Origin of the sequence: Roseomonas sp. OT10 (genome assembly GCF_020991085.1) — a bacterium.
Taxonomy (GTDB): domain Bacteria; phylum Pseudomonadota; class Alphaproteobacteria; order Acetobacterales; family Acetobacteraceae; genus Roseomonas; species Roseomonas cutis.
This window is the reverse complement of sequence record NZ_CP087719.1, coordinates 4,443,891-4,463,928: the sequence shown is the minus strand read 5'-3', so window position 1 is coordinate 4,463,928 and position 20,038 is coordinate 4,443,891. Positions and strand designations below refer to the sequence as shown.

The window sequence follows — 20,038 nt, the reverse complement described above, 5'->3', positions numbered from 1 at the left end:
GTCAGGCCGGGCTGCGCCGTGCCTCGGCCAGGGCGCGGTCGCGCGCCGGGTCCACCCACCAGCTGTCGAAGCCCAGGCCGTAGCGTGGGTTGCGCTCCGGCCGGCCGAGCCGGTCCCACCAAGCGATGCGGAACGTCCGGCTGTGCCAGTGCGGGATGACGATGTGGCTCCACAGCAGCACGCGGTCGAGCGCGTGGGTGCGCTGGATCAGCTCCTCCCGGTCCGGGGCGTTCACCACCAGCTCCACCAACGCGTCCACCACCGGGTCGGACAGGCCGATGGTGTTGCGGCTGCCCGGCTCCTTCGCCTTCTCGCTGGTCCAGAAGTCGCGCTGCTCGTTGCCGGGCGAGAGGCTCTGGCCGAAGAGCTCCGTGGTCATGTCGTAGTCGAAGGCGTCCATCCGCACCTGGTACTGCGCCGGGTCCACGGTGCGGGCGCGGGCCTCGATACCCAGGCGTTGGAGGGACTGGATGTAGGGCAGGGCGATGCGCTCATAGGTCGGCCCGTTCAGCAGGATCTCGAAGCTGAAGGGCTGGCCCTGGGCGTTGACCATCTTGCGGTCGCGAATCGCCCAGCCCGCCTCCCGCAGCAGCTCCAGGGCGCGGCGGGCATTGTCGCGGTTGTTGCCGCTGCCGTCGGTGACGGGGACGGCGAAGGGCTTCGTGAACAGCTCGTCCGGAATCTTGCCCCGGAACCCTTCCAGGATATCCTTCTCCCGTCCCTGCGGCAGGCCGGAGGAGGCGAGCTCCGAATTCGAGAAGAACGAGGTCGTCCGCGCGTAGGAGCCGTAGAACAGGTTCGCGTTCATCCACTCGAAGTCGAAGACCAGCCCCAGCGCCTCCCGCGTGCGGCGATCGGCGAAGATCGGGCGGCGCAGGTTCATCGCGAAGCCCTGCATCCCCGTCGGCAGCTCGTGGCGCAGCTCGTCGCGCTTCACCCAGCCGCGCCGAACGGCGGGGAAGTCGTAGGCGGTGGCCCAGTCCTTCGCCACGTTCTCCGTGCGGAAGTCGATCTGCCCCGCCTTGAACGCCTCCAGCGCGACGGTGGTGTCGCGGAAGTACTCGTAGCGCATGGCGTCGAAGTTGTTGGTGCCGCGCATGGTCGGCAGGTCGCGGCCCCAGTAGTCGGCCACGCGGCGGTAGACGACGCTGCGCCCCGGCTCGAACCGCTCGATGCGATAGGGGCCGGAGCCCAGCGGCGGTTCCAGCGAGGGTTGGGCGAAGTCCCGCCCCTCCCACCAGTGCTTCGGCAGCACGGGCATCTGGCCGAGGATCAGCGCCAGCTCCCGGTTCTCGCCATTGCGGAAGCGGAAGACGGCGCGGCGCGGGCCTTCCGCCACCACCTCCGTCACGTCGCCCCAATAGGCCCGGTAGAAGGGCCGGCCCTTCTCGCGCAGGGTGTTGAAGGTCCAGACCACGTCCTCGGCGGTGACGGGGCGGCCGTCATGCCAGCGCGCCTGCTCCCGCAGCTCGAAGGCCACCCAGAGGTTGTCGGCCGGGACCTCGATGGCGGCGACGAGGTGGCCGTATTCCGTGCTGGCCTCGTCCGCCGATTCCCGCAGCAGCGTGTCGAACAGCAGCGGCACGCCCACGGCCGGGGTGCCGCGCAGGATGTAGGGGTTGAAGCTGTCGAAGGAGCCGAGCGCGGTCATGGCGACCTCGCCCCCCTTCGGCGCGTCGGGGTTCACCCAGGGCCAGTGCGGGAAATCGGCCGGCAGGGCCGGATCGCCCAGCAGCGAGAGGGCATGGGTCCGCCGCGTGGCCGGTGCCTGGGCCGCAGCGCGTCGCGCGAGCGGCGGCAGGCCGGCGAGGAAGGTGGTGGCGAGGCTGGCGGCCAGCAGGTCTCGTCGGTGCATGGCGGCAGCATGGGGGCGGAGTCGCTTCGCCTCAACCACCCATGGCCAGATCGCAACCGGTTGTCACCGGCCGGTACATGCGGTCAGCGGGCTCGGACGGCTCGGTCCGGCAGGCCGGGGTCGAAGGCGAGGCCGTCCCCCAATGCCTGGAGGGGAATAGGCGGCCGGGGCGACAGGGCGACTGCCGCTTGCGGGTGCCAGGGCCCTGGCCGTCGCTCTCGCCGATGGTCGCCTGGTGGGTGCTGAAGTTGCGGGCGCATCTCAGCGCGTCCCGCAGGCCGCGGCGAGGGCGGCGATGCCGCTCCGGGCCCCGGCCAGAGGGATGGACTCGGTCGTCCCGGACAGGGTCACGCGCAGCGTCTCGCCCGACAGCACGCGCAGCAGTTCGGGCGTCAGCGGCACGCTGGCATCGAGGACGACCTGGTCGCCCAGTTCCTGGACCTGTGCCCGCATCGGCACGGATGCCTGCCCGCCCTCCGAGGCGAAGCGGACCGTCGCCCGCATGCCCCCCCGTACCCGGTCCCGGTCATCCTGGTAGCGCAGCGAGAAGCCCCGGCTGCGGGTGTCGCAAAGCAGGAGAAGGCTCTGATCGCTGCTCTCCGGCACCTCATAGGCCAGGTAGATCCTCCCCTCGCCGCTGCGCTGCTCCCATCGCATCGCATCCTGCGCCGGGGCGGGCGGGGAAAGGGCGAGGCCGGATATCAGAAGAGCGGCGGTGCCGAGCCGTGTCCTGAACCACATGTCCTGCCTTCCCCTCCGCGACGTGGCGCGCCGTCGTTATCCGCAAGCGGGCGGGCAGGGAAAGGCATGCCGGATCAAGATCGCCGGAACCGGTGGCCCTGGCGCGGGGTGACGGTGCTGCGCCGAACGGTTCCGGCCTCAGCCCGCCTTGCCATCCCGCAGGATGCGTCGGGCCGGGCCGAGCAGCGCTCGGTCGCCCACGGCCATTACCGTGCCGTCGCTCTCCAGGGTCAGGGGCTTGCCGTCCCAGTCGGTGACGGCGCCGCCCGCCCCCTCGACCACCGGTACCAGGGCGGCCCAGTCCCAGGGCTTCATGGTCGAATCGACCACCAGGTCGACCAGCCCCAGGGCGAGCAGGCCATAGCTGTAGCAGTCGCCACCCCAGGTCACCCGGCGCACGGCGCCGCACAGCGCGTCACGGGCGGCGTACTCCTCCGGCCGGAAGATCGCCGGGCTGGTGCAGGACAGCTCGGCCGCGGCCAGGTCGGGGCAGGGCCGGCAGCCCGGCGTGCCGCCGAAGGGACCAGTGAAGCGGGTGGGTTCGCCGGCCACGCCCAGCCAGCGCTCGCCGGTCGCCGGCTGGTCGATGACGCCCAGCACCGGCTTCCCCCGGTGCAGCAGCCCGATCAGCGTGCCGAACAGGGGGCGGCCGGTGACGAAGGCCCGCGTCCCGTCGATCGGGTCCAGCACCCAGACCCATTCGGCCTCCGGACGCACGGAGCCGTGCTCCTCCCCAATCACGCCATGATCCGGGAAGGCGCCGAGCAGATGCTCGCGCAGCGCCCATTCGGCGGCGCGGTCGGCCTCGGTCACGGGGGAGGCGTCGCCCTTGGCCTCGACCAGCAGGGCGGAACGGAACAGGGGGCGGATGACCGCCCCCGCGAGGTCGGCGGCCGCCTCGGCGACCGCCGCGTATCCGGCCGGCAGGCTCAGGGCAGCGGCGGCGCGCTGGGGCTGATGGACCGCAGGTAGGCGATCACGTCCGCCCGCTGCTGCGCCGCGTTCAGGCCGGCATAGGCCATGCGGGTGCCGGGCATCGCCTTGGCCGGGGAGCTGATGAAGCGGTTCAGCTCCTCGTAGCCCCAGGCGTGGTCCGCCTGGGCCTTGTTGGCGTTGGAGTAGTTGAAGCCCGCGACCGCCGCGTGCTGGCGACCCACGACCCCGTGCAGGTTCGGCCCGACGCCGTTGCGCCCGCCCTCGTCGAAGGTGTGGCAGGCGGCGCACTGGCGCTGCACCAGGGTGCGGCCGTTGTCGGGATTGGCGCTGGCCAGCAGCGGGGCGATCGGCTCGACCTCATAGGGCGCGGGCGCCGCCGCCGGACCGGCGGCCGGCGCATCGCCCACCTGGATCGCGCTGGTCTCCAGCCGGTGCGGGTGCACCACCAGCCCGCCCACGAATCCGGCCACCATGAAGGTGATGCCGGCGGTCAGCACCGCCGCGAACGCCTTGTTAGCCTCCAGGCTCATACGACCCGTTCCATTCCTCGCCCGCGGGACCGCGCGGCCTGATCTGCATTCCCGGAAGTGGCGCCCGGACGGCACGTTTGCGCCGCCTCGCCGGCTCCACTAGAACCGGCGCGACCATAATGATGCGACGCCAGTCCCACAACCCGTGCGCCCCCTCGTCCTGATCCCCGCCCGGATGGCCTCCACCCGGCTGCCCGACAAGCCGCTCGCCGACATCCACGGCAAGCCGATGATCGTCCACGTCCTCGACCGCGCGCGGGAGGCCGGGATCGGCCCCGTCGCCGTCGCCTGCGCCGACGCCCCGGTGGCGGAGGTGGTGCGCGCCGCCGGCGGCACCGCCGTGCTGGTGCCCGACGACGTGCCCTCCGGCACGGACCGGATCAACCTGGCGCTGGCCGCGCTCGATCCGGTGCAGGAGCACGACGTGGTGGTGAACCTGCAGGGCGACCTGCCGACCCTGCCACCGGAGCAGCTCCGCGCCGTGCTGGGCCCGCTGGCCAACCCGGCGGTGGAGATCGCGACCATCGTCGCCCCGATCACCACGCCGGAGGAGGCGCGGACGGACAGCGTGGTGAAGTGCGCCTGCGCCTTCCCGCCCGGGGCGGCGGTGGCGCCGGCGCTGTACTTCTCCCGCCTGCCGGTGCCCTGGGGCGAGGGGCCGCTGTGGCACCACATTGGCGTCTATGCCTATCGCCGCGCGGCGCTGGCCCGCTTCGTCGCCCTGCCGGCCAGCGCGCTGGAGGGCCGCGAGAAGCTGGAGCAACTCCGTGCCCTGGAGGCGGGGATGCGGATCGCCGTCGCGCGGGTGGACCACGCCCCCTTCGGCGTGGACACCCCGGCCGACCTGGAACGCGCCCGGGCTATGCTGGCCCCGGTGCGGACGCCCGGCGTGCAGGGGAGCGCGCGGCGATGAGCGGGGTGATCGCCTTCCAGGGCCTGCCCGGCGCATATTCCGACCTCGCCTGCCGGGCCGCCTATCCCGGCTGGACCACGCTGCCCTGCCCCTCCTTCGAGGCGGCGATGGCAGCGGTGCGCGAGGGACAGGCGGAGCTGGCCATGCTCCCCTGCGAGAACAGCCTCGCCGGCCGGGTGCCCGACATCCACCGCCTGCTGCCCGATTCGGGGCTGCACGTGGTGGGCGAGCATTTCGAGCGGGTGGAGCACTGCCTGATGGCCCCGGCGGGTGCCACGCTCGCCACGCTGAAGCGCCTGCACAGCCACCCCGTCGCCCTGGGCCAGGTGCTGAACCTGATCCGCGACACGGGGATGCAGCCGGTGATCGAGGCGGACACGGCCGGCGCCGCCCATATCGTCGCGGGGATCGGCGGGGTGGAGGACGCGGCCGTCGCCTCCGCCCTGGCGGCCGAGACCTACGGTCTGGCCATCCTGCGCCGCAACGTCGAGGACGCGGAGCACAACACCACCCGCTTCTACGTCATGTCGCGCGAGGCGCGGATGCCGGAGGGCGAGGATTGCGTCACCACCTTCGTCTTCCGCACCCGCTCCGTCCCCGCCGCGCTGTACAAGGCGCTGGGCGGGTTCGCGACCAACGGCGTGAACATGACGAAGCTCGAATCCTACATGCTGGACGGGCACTTCTCCGCGACGCAGTTCCTCTGCGACGTGGACGGGCGCGCCGACAGCCCCGCCCTGGAACGCGCCTTCGAGGAGTTGCGCTTCTTCTCCCGCGGGATGCGGGTGCTCGGGACCTACCCGGCCCATCCCTACCGGCACAGCCAGGGCGGGGACTGACGCAGGCGGCCCGCCGCACCGGGTGATCGCGGCGCGCCCGTTCCCCGGAGGCAAGGCTCTGCCTCGCCCCCGATACCCCCACTCCGCCAGGACTCTTCGAGCCCTGGACCCGGTTGGCGCTGCCGCGGGACAGCCGGTGACGGGGTCACGTCGCCAAGGCGCCAAGCGCCTCGGCGGGCACGGCCTCCGCGCTCGCTGACCCCCCATGGGGTTTTTCCGGATTCTCGCCCGCCCGCGCGCCGTCAGGGTTCGCCCACGGGATGACGTCTGCCGGACAGCACCAGACTTCCAGCGGGGGCCGGGGCCAGCTTGTGGCTCCAGCGGAGGGGGAAGGGGGGAGACAGAGCCTCCGCCGGGGGGGCCGTTGCAACGCCAGACCCGCGCGGCCAGCCGGCGAAGTCCATGCGTCGTACGAAGCCGCCCTGGCGGCCACCGCCGGGTGCTTGCGCCGCGGCGCACATTCCGTTCTCTATGGGGGCATACGACGTTCCGGAGAGGAAATGCCCATGAACCGTCGCGCCCTGTTCGGCGCCGCGGCCGCCGCCGCGCCCGTCGCGCTTGCCGCCCCTGCCATCGCCCAGACCACGCCGGAGGTCCGCTGGCGGCTGACCTCCTCCTTTCCCAAGAATCTGGACATCCTGTTCTCGACGCCGGAGCTGATCGCCAAGCGCGTCGCGGCGCTGACGGACAACAAGTTCCAGATCCGGGTCTTCGCGGCGGGCGAGATCGTGGGCGGGCTGCAGGCGCTGGACGCGGTGCAGGCGGGCACGATCGAGGCGGCGCACACCGCCTCCTACTACTACGTGGGCAAGGACGCGGCCTTCTCCTTCTTCACCGCGCTGCCCTTCGGCCTGACCCAGCGGCAGATGACCGCCTGGCTGCGGCATGGCGGCGGCAACGAGCTCGCGAACGAGCTGTTCAAGGACTATAACATCATCGGCTTCCCCAGCGGCGACACCGGGGCCCAGATGGGCGGCTGGTTCCGCAAGGAGATCAAGTCGGTCGACGACCTGAAGGGCCTGAAGTTCCGCGTCGCCGGGATCGCGGGCGAGATCTTCGCGCGGCTGGGATCGGTTCCGACCCAGGTGGCGGCGGGCGACATCTACCCCTCGCTGGAGCGCGGCACGCTGGACGCCGTGGAGTTCGTCGGGCCCCACGACGACGAGAAGCTCGGCTTCGTCCGCGTCGCGCCTTTCTACTACTACCCCGGCTTCTTCGAGCCGAGCGCGCGGCTGCACACCCTGGTCAACCTCCGCGCCTGGGAGAGCCTGCCGGAACTGTACAAGCAGGCGCTCCAGGTCGCCTGCCTGGAGCAGGATTCGGAGATGACCAGCCGCTACGACAACTCCAACCCCCAGGCGCTGCGCCGGCTGGTGGCGGCGGGCGCGCAGCTGCGCGGCTATCCCCGCCCCGTGCTGGAGGCGGCCTGGAAGGCGGCCAATACCGTCTACGAGGAGACGGCGCAGAAGAACGAGAAGTTCCGCAAGGTGCTGGAATCCTACCGTCGCTACCGTGACGAACAATTCACCTGGTTCCGCGTGGCGGAGAACTCTTTCGACAACTTCGCCTTCACGGCATCGCATACGGTCCGCTGATCCGGACCCGGGGGCACGGCCACGCCGTGCCCCCGCCCGCATGACGAATTGGACAGGCAGGCCGTGCGTCCCGGTGGCGGCGCGCGGCCTGTCCCGTGGCTGTGGCCCACCGGACACTCGCCACCCCCGGTGGCGCGGGCTATCAGGAAGCCCCGATCCCGCGCGGAAACCACGACACGATGGATATCGCCGCTCTCTTCTCCGCCCTCCTGATGGGGGTGGTGGAAGGGCTTACCGAATTCCTGCCCATCTCCTCGACGGGCCACCTGATCCTGCTCAGCGAGCTGATCGGCTTCGAAGGCCCCCCGGGGAAGACCTTCGAGATCAGCATCCAGCTCGGCGCCATCCTGGCCGTCATCTGGGTCTATCGCGGCGACCTGATCGCGATCGCCCGCGGCATGTGGACACCCCGGACGCGCGAGCGCTACGTGGCGGTGAACCTGCTGCTCGCCTTCCTGCCCGCCCTCATCCTGGGCGCGACGCTGCACAAGACCATCACCACCCTGTTGTTCAATCCCTGGGTGGTGGCCACGGCGCTGATCCTGGGCGGCGTCGCCCTGATCGTCATCGAGCGCACCCGCCCCGCTCCGAAGATCGGCTCCATCCCGGAAATCGGCCCGCTGGCCGCCTTCCTGATCGGTTTCGGCCAGGTGCTGGCGATGATCCCCGGCACCAGCCGCTCCGGTGCCACCATCATCGGCGCCCTGCTGCTGGGGGTGGAGCGCAAGGCGGCGGCCGAGTTCTCCTTCCTGCTGGCCATCCCGACCATGATCGCGGCCACCACCTACAGCCTGTGGAAGGCCCGCGGCGAGCTGCACCTGGACGATCTGGGGCAGATCACCCTGGGCTTCTTCGCGGCCTTCGTGGTCGGCCTGGCCGTGGTTCGCTGGGTGCTGCGCCACATCAGCCGCATGGGCTTCGAGCCCTTCGGCTGGTACCGCATCGCCCTGGGCGGAATCGTGTTAGTGTGGCTGGTGCTCCGCTAGGGATCCGCACGCGCCGGTAGCGCGGAGCATCGACACAGGAGGACCCCCGTGCCGCGCCTAGCCGTCTCCGCCGTCCTGGCCCTCCTCCTCCCCGCTGCCGCCTGGGCACAGACCTGGCCGAACGAGGTCGGCCCCGGCGGCGACGCCTTGCGCCAGACCATCACCACGCTGGACCGCTTCCTGGCCTCCCCGGCCACGTCCCAGGCGATGCCCGGCGGCGCCCGCAGCGCACCCGTCCCGATCCTCGACTGGGCCCCGCCCCCTGCCATGGTCCCGGCCCCGCCCCCGGTCCGCCGAGCCTCCGCCGCACCGGCCCGGCGCGTGGCGCGCCGCACGACGCCGGCGCCTGCCCCGACGGTGGCGACGGTGGAAACCCAGTGGCTGGAGCGTCGCATGGCCGAGCGCGAACAGCAGCTGAGCGAGTTGCAGCGTCAGGTCGAGGCCGACCGTCGCACCTTGCAAACCCAGCGCTCGGCCGCGGCCACCTCCCCGCTGCCCGCAGCCGCCCCGCCTGTGGCCGCATCGACACCGCCTCCCGCCGCGGCTCCGGCTTCCCTGCCTCCTAATCCCTGAGGCACTGCCCGCTGAAAGGCGCGGGCGTGCGCTGTGGGGCGAGGTGGGGTGCTGTCCCGCCCACTCCCCGGACCGCCCTGCGGAGAGTTGGCTCCGTCCCGCTGTGGCGAAGCCGGCAGGCTGAACCTGAAGACGAGGCAAGGCGCCGGGGCGAAGGCAAAGACCGTGCGTGCCGGCGCCTCGGTGTCCCCGCCGGGCGTGGGCCGCCTGCCTTATACGAACGAGGAACTGCCCTGACCGGTCGTGCCGTGGTGTTCAGGCGGCGGACCTGGAGGGGACGCCGGCCTGCGGCATCGACGCCGTGCGTCGATCCCCGTCCCGGACCCTCCCCTGCCGGGGCCACGAGCGGGCCCCGGACCCCGCTGGGAGTTGGCTCTTCGCGGCTGCCGTCAGCCTGCGGGCTGAACCCTGACGGAGCTCGGACAGGCGGGACTCTGAAAAAATCAGGAGGCGTCAGCGAGTGCTGTGGCCGTACTCGCCGAGGAGCCATGCTCCTCGGCGCCTCGACCCCGTCGCAGTCATCCGCGCGGCAGCGCCGATCGGGTCCAGGGCCCGCAGGGTCCTGGCGGAGTGGGGGTACGGGGGCGAGGCAGAGCCTTGCCCCCGGGCCACGGACACCACCCCGGCAGGTGTCAACGCATCATGCCGTGCGGATCAGTTCGCAGGCTGACCCCAATCAGGCGGAGCCAGACTTCTGCCGTGGTGCGGGCGTCGGCTTGCCCCCGGCGGAGGGGGGGCGACGGCGGATGCCAGCGCCACCCCGCAGTGATGTCGTCAGGCCGGGACCGGTTCGCGGCCGAAGGAGCGGACACCCATCTCGGCCATGGTCTCGGCCAGGGCCTCCATGGCGCGAGCGATGTCGTCGGGGGTGACGACACCGATGCAGGCGATGCGGAAGGTGTTCGCGGCCGCCAGCCGGCCCGGGAAGATGATGAAGCCGCGCGCCTTCATCCCCGCATAGAGCCTGGCGAAGCTGTAGTTCTCGTCCTGCGGCTCGTGGAAGGTCGCCACGATGGGCGAGGCCACGGCGTCATCCAGCAGGGTGCGAAAGCCCATCTGCCGCATCCCGTCCACCAGCCGTCGCCAGGAGGCGCGGTAGCGGGCTTGCCGCCCCGCGATGCCGCCCTCCTCCGCATGCTCCTTCAGGGCCTGGGAGAAGGCGAGGATCAGGTGTGTCGCCGGGGTGAAGCGGAAATGGTTGGTCCGCTCGATGTGCTGGTACTGGTCCCACAGGTCGAGCGAGAGGGACGGCGAGTTGCCCTGGCTTTCCTCCAGCACCGTGCGCTTGGCGATTACCCAGGCGATGCCCGGCGGCGCCTGGATGCCCTTGTTCGCCGAGAGCACCACAGCGTCGTAGGACAGCGCCTTCGCGTCCAGCTCCATGATGCCGAAGGAGGCGACGGCATCAATCAGCAGCCCCACGCCGCGCCGGCGGCAGACGGCGGCGATCTCTGCCACCGGATTCAGGATGCCGGTGGAGGTCTCGCAATGCACCACCATGACGTGGGTGATGGCCGGGTCGGCGGCCAGCGCCTCCTCGAACTGCTCCGCCGTCGGCGGGGTGAAGGGCGCGGTGCGGAAGGAGGCGTAGGGGATGCGCAGGTGGCGCGCGATGTCCACGATGCGGTCGCCGTAGACGCCGTTGGTATGGACCAGAAGCTTGCCGTCGCGCGGCACCAGCGTGCCGATCGCCGCCTCGTTGGCATAGGTGCCGCTGCCCACGATCGGAACCGCCGTGTGGCTGCCATGGCCGTTCACCAGGTCCAGCAGGGTGCTGCGGCAATGCCTGATCTTTTCGACCATCACCTCCTCGCCGGAGGCGTAGTCGTGCAGCATCGCCTCCTTCACCGTGCGGCTCAGGCTGCACGGCCCCGGCGTCAGCAGCAGCGGCTCGTCGGCGATATCCTGGGTCATGTCCGGGCTCCCTGGGGCGGTGGTGGCTGTGCGGCGTGCATGGGCGTGTCGAGGGGCGGCCTCGGCACGCAGGCTCCTGTCAGGACGGTGCGTCACCGGCGACGGGCTCGCCCGCCGCGTCGTACAGGTGACACACGACCTGGCGCCTCTCTCCGTCCACGCGCAGCACCGGGACGTCCTGCGAACAGCGCGCGAAGGCGCTGGGGCAGCGCGTGTGGAAGGGGCAGCCGGAGGGCACGCGCATCGGGCTCGGCAACTCGCCGCTGAGGGCGGCGACGGTCGAGCGCCGCGAGGCTCCCGCCTCCAGGCGCGGCGCCGCGCGCAGCAGTGCCCGGGTATAGGGGTGCTTCGGCCGGTCGAAGATGGCGTCGGCCGGCCCCAGCTCCACCACCCGGCCCAGATACATCACCGCGACCTGGTGGGCGAGGTGCCGCACCACGCGCAGGTCGTGCGAGACGAAGAGGATGGAGAGGTTCAGCCGCTCCTGCATGTCCAGCAGCAGGTTCAGGATCTGCGCCTGCACGGAGACGTCGAGCGCCGAGACGATCTCGTCCGCGATCAGCACCTCGGGCTCCACCGCGAGCGCGCGGGCGATGGCGATGCGCTGGCGCTGCCCGCCCGAGAACTCATGCGGCAGCCGGCCCGCGGCATCGGCCGGCAGGCGTACCAGGGACAGCAGCTCCGCCACGCGCCCCGCGATCCCGGCCGGGGGCACCATGCGGTGGACGCGCAGCGCCTCGGCCAGCGTCTCGCCCACCGTCATGCGCGGGTTCAGCGAGCCGTAGGGGTCCTGGAACACCATCTGGACCCGGCGGTTGAAGCGGCGCAGCGCCTCGCCCGCCAGGCGACGGACATCCTGCCCCTCGAAGTCGATCTGTCCGGAATCGAGGTCGATCAGCCGCACCAGGGCACGGGCCAGGGTGGACTTGCCGCAGCCGGATTCTCCCACCACCGCCAGCGTCTCGCCCCGGTTGAGGGCGATGCTGACGCCGGCCAGGGCGCGGACCGCCGGGCCGGGCGCGCCGCGGATCACCTCGGCCAGGGAGCGGCGGCCCGGAAAGCTGCGCTCCAGGTCGTCGGCGCGGAGCAGGACCTCGCTCATGCCGCCTCCGGCGCTTCTTCGAGCAGCTCACGCGCCCGCACGCAGGCGGAATCCTGCCCCTCCGCGACTTCCAGCAGCGGCGGCTGCCCCGGGCGGCAGGCGGGCACCGCATAGGCGCAGCGCGGCAGGAAGCGGCAGCCCTGTGGCAGCGCCGCGGGATCGGGCGGCACGCCGGGGATGCCCTGGAGCCGCTGCCGCGCATGCGCCGCATCCGGCAGGGAGCGCAGCAGGCCCAGCGTGTAGGCATGCGACGGACGGGCGAAGAGCCGCTCCGTCGGCCCCGTCTCCATCACCCGCCCGGCATAGAGCACGGCGACCCGGTCGCAGGTGCCCGCCACCACGCCGAGATCGTGGGTGACCAGCACCACGCTCATCGCCAGCTCGTCCTTCAGCCGCAGCAGCAGCTTCAGGATCTGGTCCTGGATGGTGACGTCGAGCGCCGTGGTCGGCTCGTCGGCCAGGAGCAGCTTCGGGCCGGCGGCGAGCGCGATGGCGATCATCGCCCGCTGCCGCATGCCGCCCGAGAATTCATGCGGAAAGGCGCCCAGGCGCCGCGCCGCGTCGGGGATGCCGACCTGGTCCAGCAGCTCCACCGCCCGTCGGCGCGCGGCACCGCCGCGCAGCCCGAGATGCACGCCGAGGCTCTCGGTGATCTGCACGCCCACGGGGACCACGGGGTTCAGGGCCGTCATCGGCTCCTGGAAGATCATCGCGATGTCGCGGCCCCGCAGGGCGCGGATGCGCGGCTCGGGCAGGGTGACGAGGTCCTGCCCGTCCCACAGCGCCTGGCCGGTGACCCGGGCCGCGGGCGGCAGCAGCCGCAGCACCGCCCGCAGGGTGAGGCTCTTGCCGGAGCCGGATTCCCCGACCAGCCCCAGCACCTCGCCGCGCCCGACATCGAGGCTGACGCCGGAGACGGGGGTCACGCCCCCGACATGGACGGAGAGGTCGCGAAGGGAGAGGAGCGGTGTCACGCGCGGCGCCGCAGCCAGGCGGCCAGCCCGTCGCCGAACAGGCTGAAGCCCGTGCCGGCCAGCACGATGGCGATGCCGGGGAAGATCGACATCCACCAGGCCGTGGTCATGAAGTTCTTGCCGTCGGCGATCAGCACCCCCCATTCCGCCGTGGGTGGCTGCGCCCCCAGCCCCAGGTAGCCCAGGCTCGAACCCAGCAGGATCGCCAGCGACATGTCCGTCATCCAGTAGACGAGGATGGGGGAGACGGCGTTGGGCAGCAGGTGGCGGAAGATGATGCGGCCGCTGCCATAGCCCATCACCCGCCCCGCCGCCGCGTAGTCGCGCTTCTTCTGGGCGATGATCTCCGCCCGCATCAGCCGGGCATAGACGATCCAGCCGACCGCGGAGATGGCGATGTACATGTTGATCAGGCCGGGCCCCAGCACGGCGACGATGGCGATGACCAGCACCACGAAGGGGATGGTCACGATCACGTCCACCAGCCGCCGGAACAGCGCGTCCGGCCAGCCCCCGACATAGCCGATGACGCAGCCGGCGAGGGAGCCGAAGAGCGCCGGGAAGAGGGTGGCGAAGATGGCGATCTGCAGGTCCACCTGGGCCGCCCAGATGGTGCGCGACAGCACGTCGCGGCCGAAGTTGTCGGTGCCGAAGGGATGCGCCCAGCTCGGCGGCTGCATCAGCGCGACGTAGTCGAACTCCAGCGGGTCGTAGGGCGCGATCCATCCCGGCAGCAGGGCGCAGGCCAGGAAGATCAGGAGGATCGCCGCGCCCACCAGGCCGGAGGCCGGCAGCCGGGCGCGCTGCCGTGGCCGGGCCAGCACGGTCGCTTGATCCGCCACGGGGCGCCCCGTCACCGGGCGATCCGGGGCGAGGCGATCCGTCACGGGACGATCGGGGGCGGCGCCGTCCTGCATCGCCTGTGCCGGGGCGCCGCCGCTCATGTCCCCACCCTTGGGTCGAGCGCCGCCTGGACCGTGTCCAGCAGGAGGAAGACGAGGGAGACCAGCACCGCCAGCACCACCGTCAGCCCCTGCACCACGGCGTAGTCGCGTGCGAAGATGCTGTCGATCATCAGCCGGCCGATGCCGGGAATGGCGAAGACCGTCTCGGTGATGACCGCGCCGCCCACCAGCGTGCCGATATGCAGCCCCAGCAGGGTGACGGTGGAGACCCAGGCGTTGCGCAGCACATGCCGGCGCAGGATCAGGGAGCGCGGCAGGCCCTTGGCGGTGGCGAAGCCGACATACTCCGCATCCAGCACCTCGATCAGCGACTGGCGCAGGTTGCGCAGCAGGATGGCCGAGAGGGAGAGGGCGAGCGTGAGGGCCGGCAGGAACAGGTAGTAGAGGTTCTGGACGAAGCTCTCGCCGATCCCGCCCACCGGGAACCAGCGCAGCCCGGCGGCCAGGGTGATGAGCAGCACCAGGCCGATGTAGAAGACGGGCATGGAGACGCTGATCTGGGCGAAGACCCGGATCGCCGCATCCGCCCAGCCGTCGCGCCGCAGCGCCGACCAGAAGGCCAGCGGCACGGCGATGAGCAGGGCCAGGGTGGCGGCCATGCCGGTCAGCAGCAGCGTCACCGGCAGGTGGTCGGCGATCAGGCGGGTGACCGGCACGCGCATCATGATGGAATCGCCGAAGCGCAACGTCAGCAGGCGGATCAGGAAGTCCCAGAACTGCACCAGGATCGGCCGGTCCACGCCCAGCTGGACGCGCATCCGGGCGATGGATTCATCCGTCGCCCGCTCGCCCAGCATGACCAGCGCGGCATCGCCGGGCAGCAACCGCATCAGGCAGAAGACCAGCGCGGCCACCACCAGCACCGTGAAGGCGATCTGCAGGAGCCGGCGGCCCAGGATGCCGGCGAGGTGCATCCCGGCCGGCCCTCAGCCGTCCACCCAGGCGTTGAGGAAGATGTTGTTCCCCAGCGGGATCTGCACGAAGTCGTGGACCCGCTTGGTCATGGCGACGGGATAGGGGACCTCCATCCCGAAGATGTAGGGCGCCGCCGCCATGAAGCGCTGCTGGATGGTCCGGTACATCTCGCCGCGCTTGGCCGGGTCCATCTCCACCTCCGACTGCCGGAAGAGCTCGTTCGTCACCTCGTCGTTCCAGCCCGTGCGGTTGGATTGGCGCGTCGGGTAATAGGCCATGATCGAGGTGATCTGCTTCGGGTCGTTCAGGTCGTTGGTCCAGAGCGAGGTGCGCATCTGGAACCGATAGTTGTTGAAGCGATCCTGCCGGGTCGCATTCTCCAGCTGCTCGATCTTCAGCCGCACGCCGAGCTGGGACCACATCTGTTGCAGCGTGGCGAGCTTGGCCGCGTCGTCGGCGCTGCCGGCCAGCGCCATGCAGGTCACCTCGAAGCCGCCGTTGGGATAGCCCGCCTCGGCCATCAGCTGCTTCGCCTTGGCGAGGTTGTAGGGGTAGGCGGGCTCCGGCCCGTAGGCATGCGGCGTGGACATGGGCATGAAGCTGTGCTGCGGCGAGCCCACCCCATGCGTCACCACCTGGATCAGCGCCTGCTTGTTGGTGGCGTAGTTCAGCGCCTGGCGCACGCGCACGTCCGAGAGCGGGTTCTTGCTGCCGTCGCTCAGCGTCGGCCGGGTGTTGAGGGTGAAGTACTGCACCTGGGCCGCCGGGAAGAGCACCATGTTCAGCTTGGGATCGGCCTTCAGCTCCGCCACCCGGGCATAGGGCACGAATTCCGTCGCATCCACCTCGCCGGCGCGCAGCTTGAGGATGCGCGTGGCGTCGTCGGGGATGATGAGGAAGCGGATGGTGTCGAGGTAGGGCAGCGGCTGCCCGTCCTCGCCCTTCTTCCAGTAGTAGGGGTTGCGCTTCAGCACCATCTCGCTGTTGCGGCGCCAGCTCTCCAGCACGAAGGGGCCCGATCCCACCGGCTTCTCGGCGAAGGCCTTGGACTTCTCCGCCAGATTGGCGCCGGGCGCCGCCATCAGCAGCTTCTCCGACATGATGCCGGCGTTGAAGGTGGCCAGCGCCTGCAGGATGGCGGGGTCCGGCCGGGCCATGCGCAGGATGACGGTGTCGTCGCCCTGCGTCTCGATCTCCCCGATGGCGGCCAGCAGGAAGGCGAACTCCCCGCCCGTCTCCTTCCCCCGCGCCCGGTCCAGCGACCACTTCACGTCGCCGACGGTGATAGGCGAGCCGTCGGCGAAGCGGATGCCCGGGCGCATCTTGAAGGTGAGCGTGCGCCCTTCGTCGGAGAAGGCGTAGCTCTCGGCGAGGCCGGCCTGGGTGCCGCCCTTCCCGTCCAGCTCGGGCTGCAGCAGCGTGTCGTAGAGGTTCAGCGAGATCCAGATGTCCGCGTTCTGCGCGGTGTTGACGGGATCGAGGAAGATGCAGTCCGCATAGCGGGCGAAGGTCAGCGTTCCACCGCGCTTCGCGGCCCGGGCCGGTGTGGAGAGGGTTGGAGCAAGCGCGAGAAGCGAGGCCGAAAGAAGCAGATCACGCCGCTGCATGAAACGCCATCCCATGACAAGACGATGCGGGGCGAGCATCGGCGCAGCCTGTCGGACTGGTCAACTTCCCTGATGCCATCAGGCTGGGATTTATGAAGCCCCTGGCGGATGCAGCAAACCGCATGGGCATTCGTCGCCCAAATCATGGCGCTCTGCATGCGGTGGAAGCAGCGCAGGCCCGCAGGGAGGATGCTGTCCGGCACGCCGTGTCCGCCGGCACGGCGCGGGCTCGGGGGAGCGGCTGCGCGCCCGGCGCCTCCTGCTGCGGGCCCACGGAGGGGGCGTGGTCGCATCGGGCCGGCAGGGCGGGGGACGGGTACGGCCGCCCGCATCCGGCCCCAACCGGGCCAGGACGCGGGCGGCGCCGTATCAGGACCTGCCGCCACCAGGGCTTTGTGCGCCCGGCCCACCGGGACATGGCCCCGGCTCAGCAACGCGCCGTGGCAAGAATGTACCGGCGGCGCCGAGCGGCGCCGCATCACGCGGATCTCCCGCATGGCCCGGCTGCCGGGGAGCAGCGTGTTGCACACCGCCTCCGCGTCGCTCCACGCGCATCGGCCTGTGATGCTTGGTGCCCAGCTTGACGTGCTCCGTCGGGTTCAGCCCGGTCTCGGCTACCCTCCGTTCTGCCGGAAGACACGCGCTGTCCAGCAAGGCCCGCCTCCGGTCCGATCCGTCCGGCCGCCTGAAGCCGCCCCGGCAACGTCTGGTGAGTGTCTGGCCTCCGCCGCGGCATCTGGCGTGGGCAGGGCTCGCTCCCATCACGGCGCAGCACTCACGAGACAAGGCCTCCCCGGGACAAGGCTTCTGGGCAGTTCGGCGCTTCCCGGTCTGCGGCGGCTGTCAGCGGAGAGGGGGCACGCCGGTTGACGCAGGGCCCCCTCCCGCAGCAATCCCGGATGACCGCCCTGGACCAGGAATCGCCGCGTGACGCCCGCCTCCTGCACCTCTGTCGCCCTGATCGGCGCGCCCGTGGATGCCGGGTCCCATCGCCCCGGCTGCCTCATGGGCCCGGCCGCCCTTCGCGTCGCAGGCTTGATGGAGGCGCTCCAGCGGCTGGGCCACGAGGTCGGCGACGAGGGCGACCTGGCGAGGCCCGCCCCCGCCTCCGCCGATGCCGGCGATGGCCGGATGCGCAACCTCGCCGAGGTCACCGCCTGGACCGCCCTGCTGAGCGGCCGCGTCTGGCAGGTGCTGCGGAGCGGCCGCTTTCCTCTCATCCTCGGCGGCGACCACAGCCTCAGCACGGGAAGCGTGCATGGAGCGGCCCGTCACTGCGCGGAGACGGGGCGGGAGCTCTTCGTGCTCTGGCTCGATGCGCATGGCGACTACAACACGCCCGACACCTCCCCCTCGGGCAACCTGCATGGCATGACCCTCGCCGCGCTGTGCGGCGAGCCGGGGCTGCAGCCCCTTTTCCACGGCCTCCCGCCTGCCAGGCTGCCGCCGGGAAACGTCTGCGTGTTCGGTGCCCGTTCGATCGATGCCGGCGAGCGCAGGCTGCTGCGCCAGCGTAGCGTGGAGGTCGTCGACATGCGCCGGCTCGACGAGGAGGGTGTCTCGGCGCCGCTGCGTCGCTTCCTCGACCAGGTCCGGCAGCGCCGCGGCCTGCTCCATGTCAGCCTGGATGTGGACTTCCTCGACCCCTCCCTGGCGCCCGGCGTCGGCACCACCGTCCCCGGCGGCGCCACGTTCCGTGAGGCGCATCTCGTCATGGAGATGCTGCATGAATCCAGCCTCGTGGGGTCGCTGGACGTCGTCGAGCTGAACCCCTTCCTCGACGAGCGGGGAAAGAGCGCCTTGCTGCTGGTGGACCTCGTCTCCAGCCTTTTCGGCCGCACCGTCATGGATCGCAGGACGCCGGTCGTCCGGGGGACCTGAGGGCGGTTGGCCGGAGCACCGCCGCCCACGAAGGCAGCCAGCGCCGGGGTCTCCCGGATCGCCGCAGGATCGCACTCCAGGATGTCCGTCTCTCGGCAGTGGGCCGTGAACCCCTGCGGGCGGGTGGGGCCCGCCGCCTTCCGCCGGTTGCGCCCGCCTCCGGGGGCGGCCCGGCGCTCCGGATCGCGGAACGGGCTGCGCCGCTTCCGCGGGTGGCCCAGCCCGGCCCATCGGCGCTGAGCGGCCGCTTCGGCCCGCAGGCCGGCGGCCCTGCACCAAGGGCGTGGGCGCGCCGATGCGCGTCCAGGTTATAGAGCCACAGCCATGGCCACCCGCCGGGGGCCATGGACGTTCGGGCGGATCGAAGGACGCCCGCCTGTCAGGCCGGATGCCTGCCGTCCGGTGCCGCTCCGCTACTCGATGACACGCCGGTGCACCCGTCCGTGGAAGCGGGCGACGATGGCGTCGATCGGCGCCATGCTCACCTCGTCGACTTCCAGGATGATGCCCGCGGTGCCGGGGTTGAGGTCGGCCGTGACCTCGCTGGCGAAGTCTTCGTCCACCGCGCCGCTGACGGCATCGCCCCCGAGGCCCGCGGTCGCGCCGATGACCGCACCGGCCGCCACGCCCGCCGGCCCGCCGATCAGCCCGAGCAATCCGCCGACGACCGTACCGGTGAGCGTGCCCCAGAGCGGCCGGTCCTTCCCGTCGAGGACGCGGACGTTGCCCTTCTCGTCCTTGGCGACCAGGACGCCCGCTTCGACCTTGAAGCCGGCATCGTCTCCCTCTGCATCCTTCAGTGCATCAGTGCATAGGCTGCGTCATAGGCGGCGTTCTCGTTGCCGAAGATCGCAACGATGGCTTTCTCAGTCATCGGATCTCGCCCTTGCTGCTGTGAAGAGGTGAAGACGGGACGCCATCTCCCTGCGCCGACGCGCCACGGTGGGGCCGGGTGACGAAGGTGTCTGGAAGGCGACGCGGCCCGCGAGCCTAGTTGTCCTGCGGTGGGACCTTCTCGGGCCGGGCAGCACAACTCACGACATCGGCCTGTCCATCATGACGGGCACGAGGCCAGGGCCGGCAGGGGGTGGCAGTATTGACCATGATCGCCCGCGTGACGTGCAACGCCATTGGTCGAACCCTCTTACCGAGCTTCCTGGCCAGTTCATTTTAGTACCGATCCGGGAATCAGGAAGCGGCATCGAATCACATCTGGGGGAGTCATGGCGGCGAGGCACTCCCGGCGCCCCGTGCGGGGCAGGCCGCCCGCTCCGTGGGAGGATCAGCCCCCACCCATCCGGGCGAAGACCATCTGGTCGCGGTTCGCCTGCATCAGCGCGGAGATGCTCGGGACCTTCTCGAAGCCCAGGCCGCGCGGGGGTGCATCCTCCTCGCCGGCCAGCACCCTGGCATAGCTCTCGCCGCCGACCTTCTCCCATTTCCCAGCGGGCTTGCGCACCTCCAGATTGACCACCGTGGCCTTCAGCACGAGGCGCACGATCGGGTCCTTCGGCGCGCCCGGCCTGGTCAGGCTGGGATGGCCGGCGATCATGCGCCAGCCCTGGGACAGCGCCCAGGCGGTCAGCTCTTCCTTGGTCACGGCAGCGGTCCTCATCCGGGGCGTCCGGACGGGCGTAGGGGTTGCACCGCCCGCCGGCAAGCGGGCCCGGTGCCGCCGGGCGGCCGCATCCGGACCGCGGCCGTGACGTGGC

At 71.3% G+C, this 20,038-nt stretch carries 18 protein-coding genes; 6 read left to right on the top strand and 12 right to left on the bottom strand.

The annotated features are described in order from the left end of the window. Position 1: 1 nt before the first annotated feature. The 4 genes from LPC08_RS20315 to LPC08_RS20300 form a co-directional block, all read right to left on the bottom strand. Entirely contained in the window at positions 2-1,855 is a 1,854-nt protein-coding gene (locus tag LPC08_RS20315) for an extracellular solute-binding protein (RefSeq protein ID WP_230450050.1), read from the bottom strand. Between the two features lie 261 nt (positions 1,856-2,116). Then, positions 2,117-2,596: a hypothetical protein gene (locus LPC08_RS20310; RefSeq protein ID WP_230450049.1), complete on the bottom strand. Its 480-nt coding sequence runs from the start codon at positions 2,594-2,596 to the stop codon at positions 2,117-2,119. 138 nt (positions 2,597-2,734) lie between these two features. After that, the gene (locus LPC08_RS20305; protein ID WP_230453124.1) at positions 2,735-3,529 is read right to left on the bottom strand and encodes an inositol monophosphatase family protein; all 795 of its coding nucleotides are present in this window, start codon (positions 3,527-3,529) and stop codon (positions 2,735-2,737) included. Beyond that, positions 3,526-4,062: a c-type cytochrome gene (locus LPC08_RS20300; RefSeq protein WP_230450048.1), complete on the bottom strand. Its 537-nt coding sequence runs from the start codon at positions 4,060-4,062 to the stop codon at positions 3,526-3,528. Before LPC08_RS20300 ends, LPC08_RS20305 begins: the two co-directional genes overlap by 4 nt. A 145-nt stretch (positions 4,063-4,207) precedes the next feature. Between LPC08_RS20300 and LPC08_RS20295 the strand changes: the two genes are divergently transcribed. The 5 genes from LPC08_RS20295 to LPC08_RS20275 all read left to right on the top strand — a co-directional run bounded on the left by LPC08_RS20295 (position 4,208) and on the right by LPC08_RS20275 (position 8,968). Further along, a complete protein-coding gene (locus LPC08_RS20295) occupies positions 4,208-4,975 on the top strand; it encodes a 3-deoxy-manno-octulosonate cytidylyltransferase (protein ID WP_230450047.1) in 768 nt (255 codons plus the stop codon). Further along, entirely contained in the window at positions 4,972-5,814 is an 843-nt protein-coding gene (locus LPC08_RS20290) for a prephenate dehydratase (protein ID WP_230450046.1), read from the top strand. Before LPC08_RS20295 ends, LPC08_RS20290 begins: the two co-directional genes overlap by 4 nt. Before the next feature lie 506 nt (positions 5,815-6,320). Next, positions 6,321-7,409 carry a TRAP transporter substrate-binding protein gene (locus LPC08_RS20285; protein ID WP_230450045.1) on the top strand — a complete coding sequence of 363 codons (1,089 nt, stop codon included), beginning with the start codon at positions 6,321-6,323 and terminating at the stop codon, positions 7,407-7,409. 179 nt (positions 7,410-7,588) lie between these two features. Further along, positions 7,589-8,395 carry an undecaprenyl-diphosphate phosphatase gene (locus LPC08_RS20280; protein ID WP_230450044.1) on the top strand — a complete coding sequence of 269 codons (807 nt, stop codon included), beginning with the start codon at positions 7,589-7,591 and terminating at the stop codon, positions 8,393-8,395. Positions 8,396-8,443: 48 nt separating this feature from the next. Beyond that, positions 8,444-8,968 (top strand): hypothetical protein, encoded by a 525-nt coding sequence (locus LPC08_RS20275; protein ID WP_230450043.1) that lies wholly within the window; start codon positions 8,444-8,446, stop codon positions 8,966-8,968. 774 nt (positions 8,969-9,742) lie between these two features. Here LPC08_RS20275 and LPC08_RS20270 read toward each other — a convergent pair. From LPC08_RS20270 to LPC08_RS20245, 6 genes are all read right to left on the bottom strand, one after another. After that, positions 9,743-10,882: a 2-aminoethylphosphonate--pyruvate transaminase gene (locus LPC08_RS20270; protein ID WP_230450042.1), complete on the bottom strand. Its 1,140-nt coding sequence runs from the start codon at positions 10,880-10,882 to the stop codon at positions 9,743-9,745. A 79-nt stretch (positions 10,883-10,961) separates the two neighbouring features. Continuing rightward, positions 10,962-11,984, bottom strand: coding sequence for an ABC transporter ATP-binding protein (locus LPC08_RS20265; RefSeq protein WP_230450041.1), 1,023 nt, complete (start codon positions 11,982-11,984; stop codon positions 10,962-10,964). Next, complete coding sequence (locus LPC08_RS20260) at positions 11,981-12,958, bottom strand: ABC transporter ATP-binding protein (RefSeq protein ID WP_230450040.1); 978 nt, start codon at positions 12,956-12,958, stop codon at positions 11,981-11,983. Before LPC08_RS20260 ends, LPC08_RS20265 begins: the two co-directional genes overlap by 4 nt. Next, a complete protein-coding gene (locus LPC08_RS20255; RefSeq protein WP_230450039.1) occupies positions 12,955-13,902 on the bottom strand; it encodes an ABC transporter permease subunit in 948 nt (315 codons plus the stop codon). The genes LPC08_RS20260 and LPC08_RS20255 overlap by 4 nt, the downstream gene beginning before the upstream one ends. Next, complete coding sequence (locus LPC08_RS20250; RefSeq protein ID WP_230450038.1) at positions 13,899-14,837, bottom strand: ABC transporter permease; 939 nt, start codon at positions 14,835-14,837, stop codon at positions 13,899-13,901. The genes LPC08_RS20255 and LPC08_RS20250 overlap by 4 nt, the downstream gene beginning before the upstream one ends. 12 nt (positions 14,838-14,849) lie before the next feature. After that, positions 14,850-16,445: an ABC transporter substrate-binding protein gene (locus LPC08_RS20245; RefSeq protein ID WP_230450037.1), complete on the bottom strand. Its 1,596-nt coding sequence runs from the start codon at positions 16,443-16,445 to the stop codon at positions 14,850-14,852. A gap of 927 nt (positions 16,446-17,372) precedes the next feature. Between LPC08_RS20245 and rocF the strand changes: the two genes are divergently transcribed. Next, positions 17,373-18,326 carry an arginase gene (gene rocF, locus LPC08_RS20240; protein ID WP_230450036.1) on the top strand — a complete coding sequence of 318 codons (954 nt, stop codon included), beginning with the start codon at positions 17,373-17,375 and terminating at the stop codon, positions 18,324-18,326. 413 nt (positions 18,327-18,739) lie between these two features. On the opposite strand, the gene LPC08_RS20235 is transcribed toward rocF, so the two are convergent. Beyond that, on the bottom strand, positions 18,740-19,075 hold the full coding sequence (locus LPC08_RS20235; RefSeq protein WP_255702357.1) for a DUF1269 domain-containing protein: 336 nt from the start codon (positions 19,073-19,075) through the stop codon (positions 18,740-18,742). A 533-nt stretch (positions 19,076-19,608) separates the two neighbouring features. Then, positions 19,609-19,926 (bottom strand): hypothetical protein, encoded by a 318-nt coding sequence (locus LPC08_RS20230; protein WP_230450034.1) that lies wholly within the window; start codon positions 19,924-19,926, stop codon positions 19,609-19,611. Between the last annotated feature and the right edge of the window lie 112 nt (positions 19,927-20,038).

What these genes read in the sequence shown, in the direction of transcription:
- LPC08_RS20315 (WP_230450050.1), bottom strand. Translation starts at nt 1,855, where the DNA reads ATGCACCGACGAGACCTGCTGGCCGCCAGCCTCGCCACCACCTTCCTC.
- LPC08_RS20310 (WP_230450049.1), bottom strand. Translation starts at nt 2,596, where the DNA reads ATGTGGTTCAGGACACGGCTCGGCACCGCCGCTCTTCTGATATCCGGC.
- LPC08_RS20300 (WP_230450048.1), bottom strand. Translation starts at nt 4,062, where the DNA reads ATGAGCCTGGAGGCTAACAAGGCGTTCGCGGCGGTGCTGACCGCCGGC.
- LPC08_RS20290 (WP_230450046.1), top strand. Translation starts at nt 4,972, where the DNA reads ATGAGCGGGGTGATCGCCTTCCAGGGCCTGCCCGGCGCATATTCCGAC.
- LPC08_RS20285 (WP_230450045.1), top strand. Translation starts at nt 6,321, where the DNA reads ATGAACCGTCGCGCCCTGTTCGGCGCCGCGGCCGCCGCCGCGCCCGTC.
- LPC08_RS20280 (WP_230450044.1), top strand. Translation starts at nt 7,589, where the DNA reads ATGGATATCGCCGCTCTCTTCTCCGCCCTCCTGATGGGGGTGGTGGAA.
- LPC08_RS20270 (WP_230450042.1), bottom strand. Translation starts at nt 10,882, where the DNA reads ATGACCCAGGATATCGCCGACGAGCCGCTGCTGCTGACGCCGGGGCCG.
- LPC08_RS20265 (WP_230450041.1), bottom strand. Translation starts at nt 11,984, where the DNA reads ATGAGCGAGGTCCTGCTCCGCGCCGACGACCTGGAGCGCAGCTTTCCG.
- LPC08_RS20255 (WP_230450039.1), bottom strand. Translation starts at nt 13,902, where the DNA reads ATGAGCGGCGGCGCCCCGGCACAGGCGATGCAGGACGGCGCCGCCCCC.
- LPC08_RS20250 (WP_230450038.1), bottom strand. Translation starts at nt 14,837, where the DNA reads ATGCACCTCGCCGGCATCCTGGGCCGCCGGCTCCTGCAGATCGCCTTC.
- LPC08_RS20245 (WP_230450037.1), bottom strand. Translation starts at nt 16,445, where the DNA reads ATGCAGCGGCGTGATCTGCTTCTTTCGGCCTCGCTTCTCGCGCTTGCT.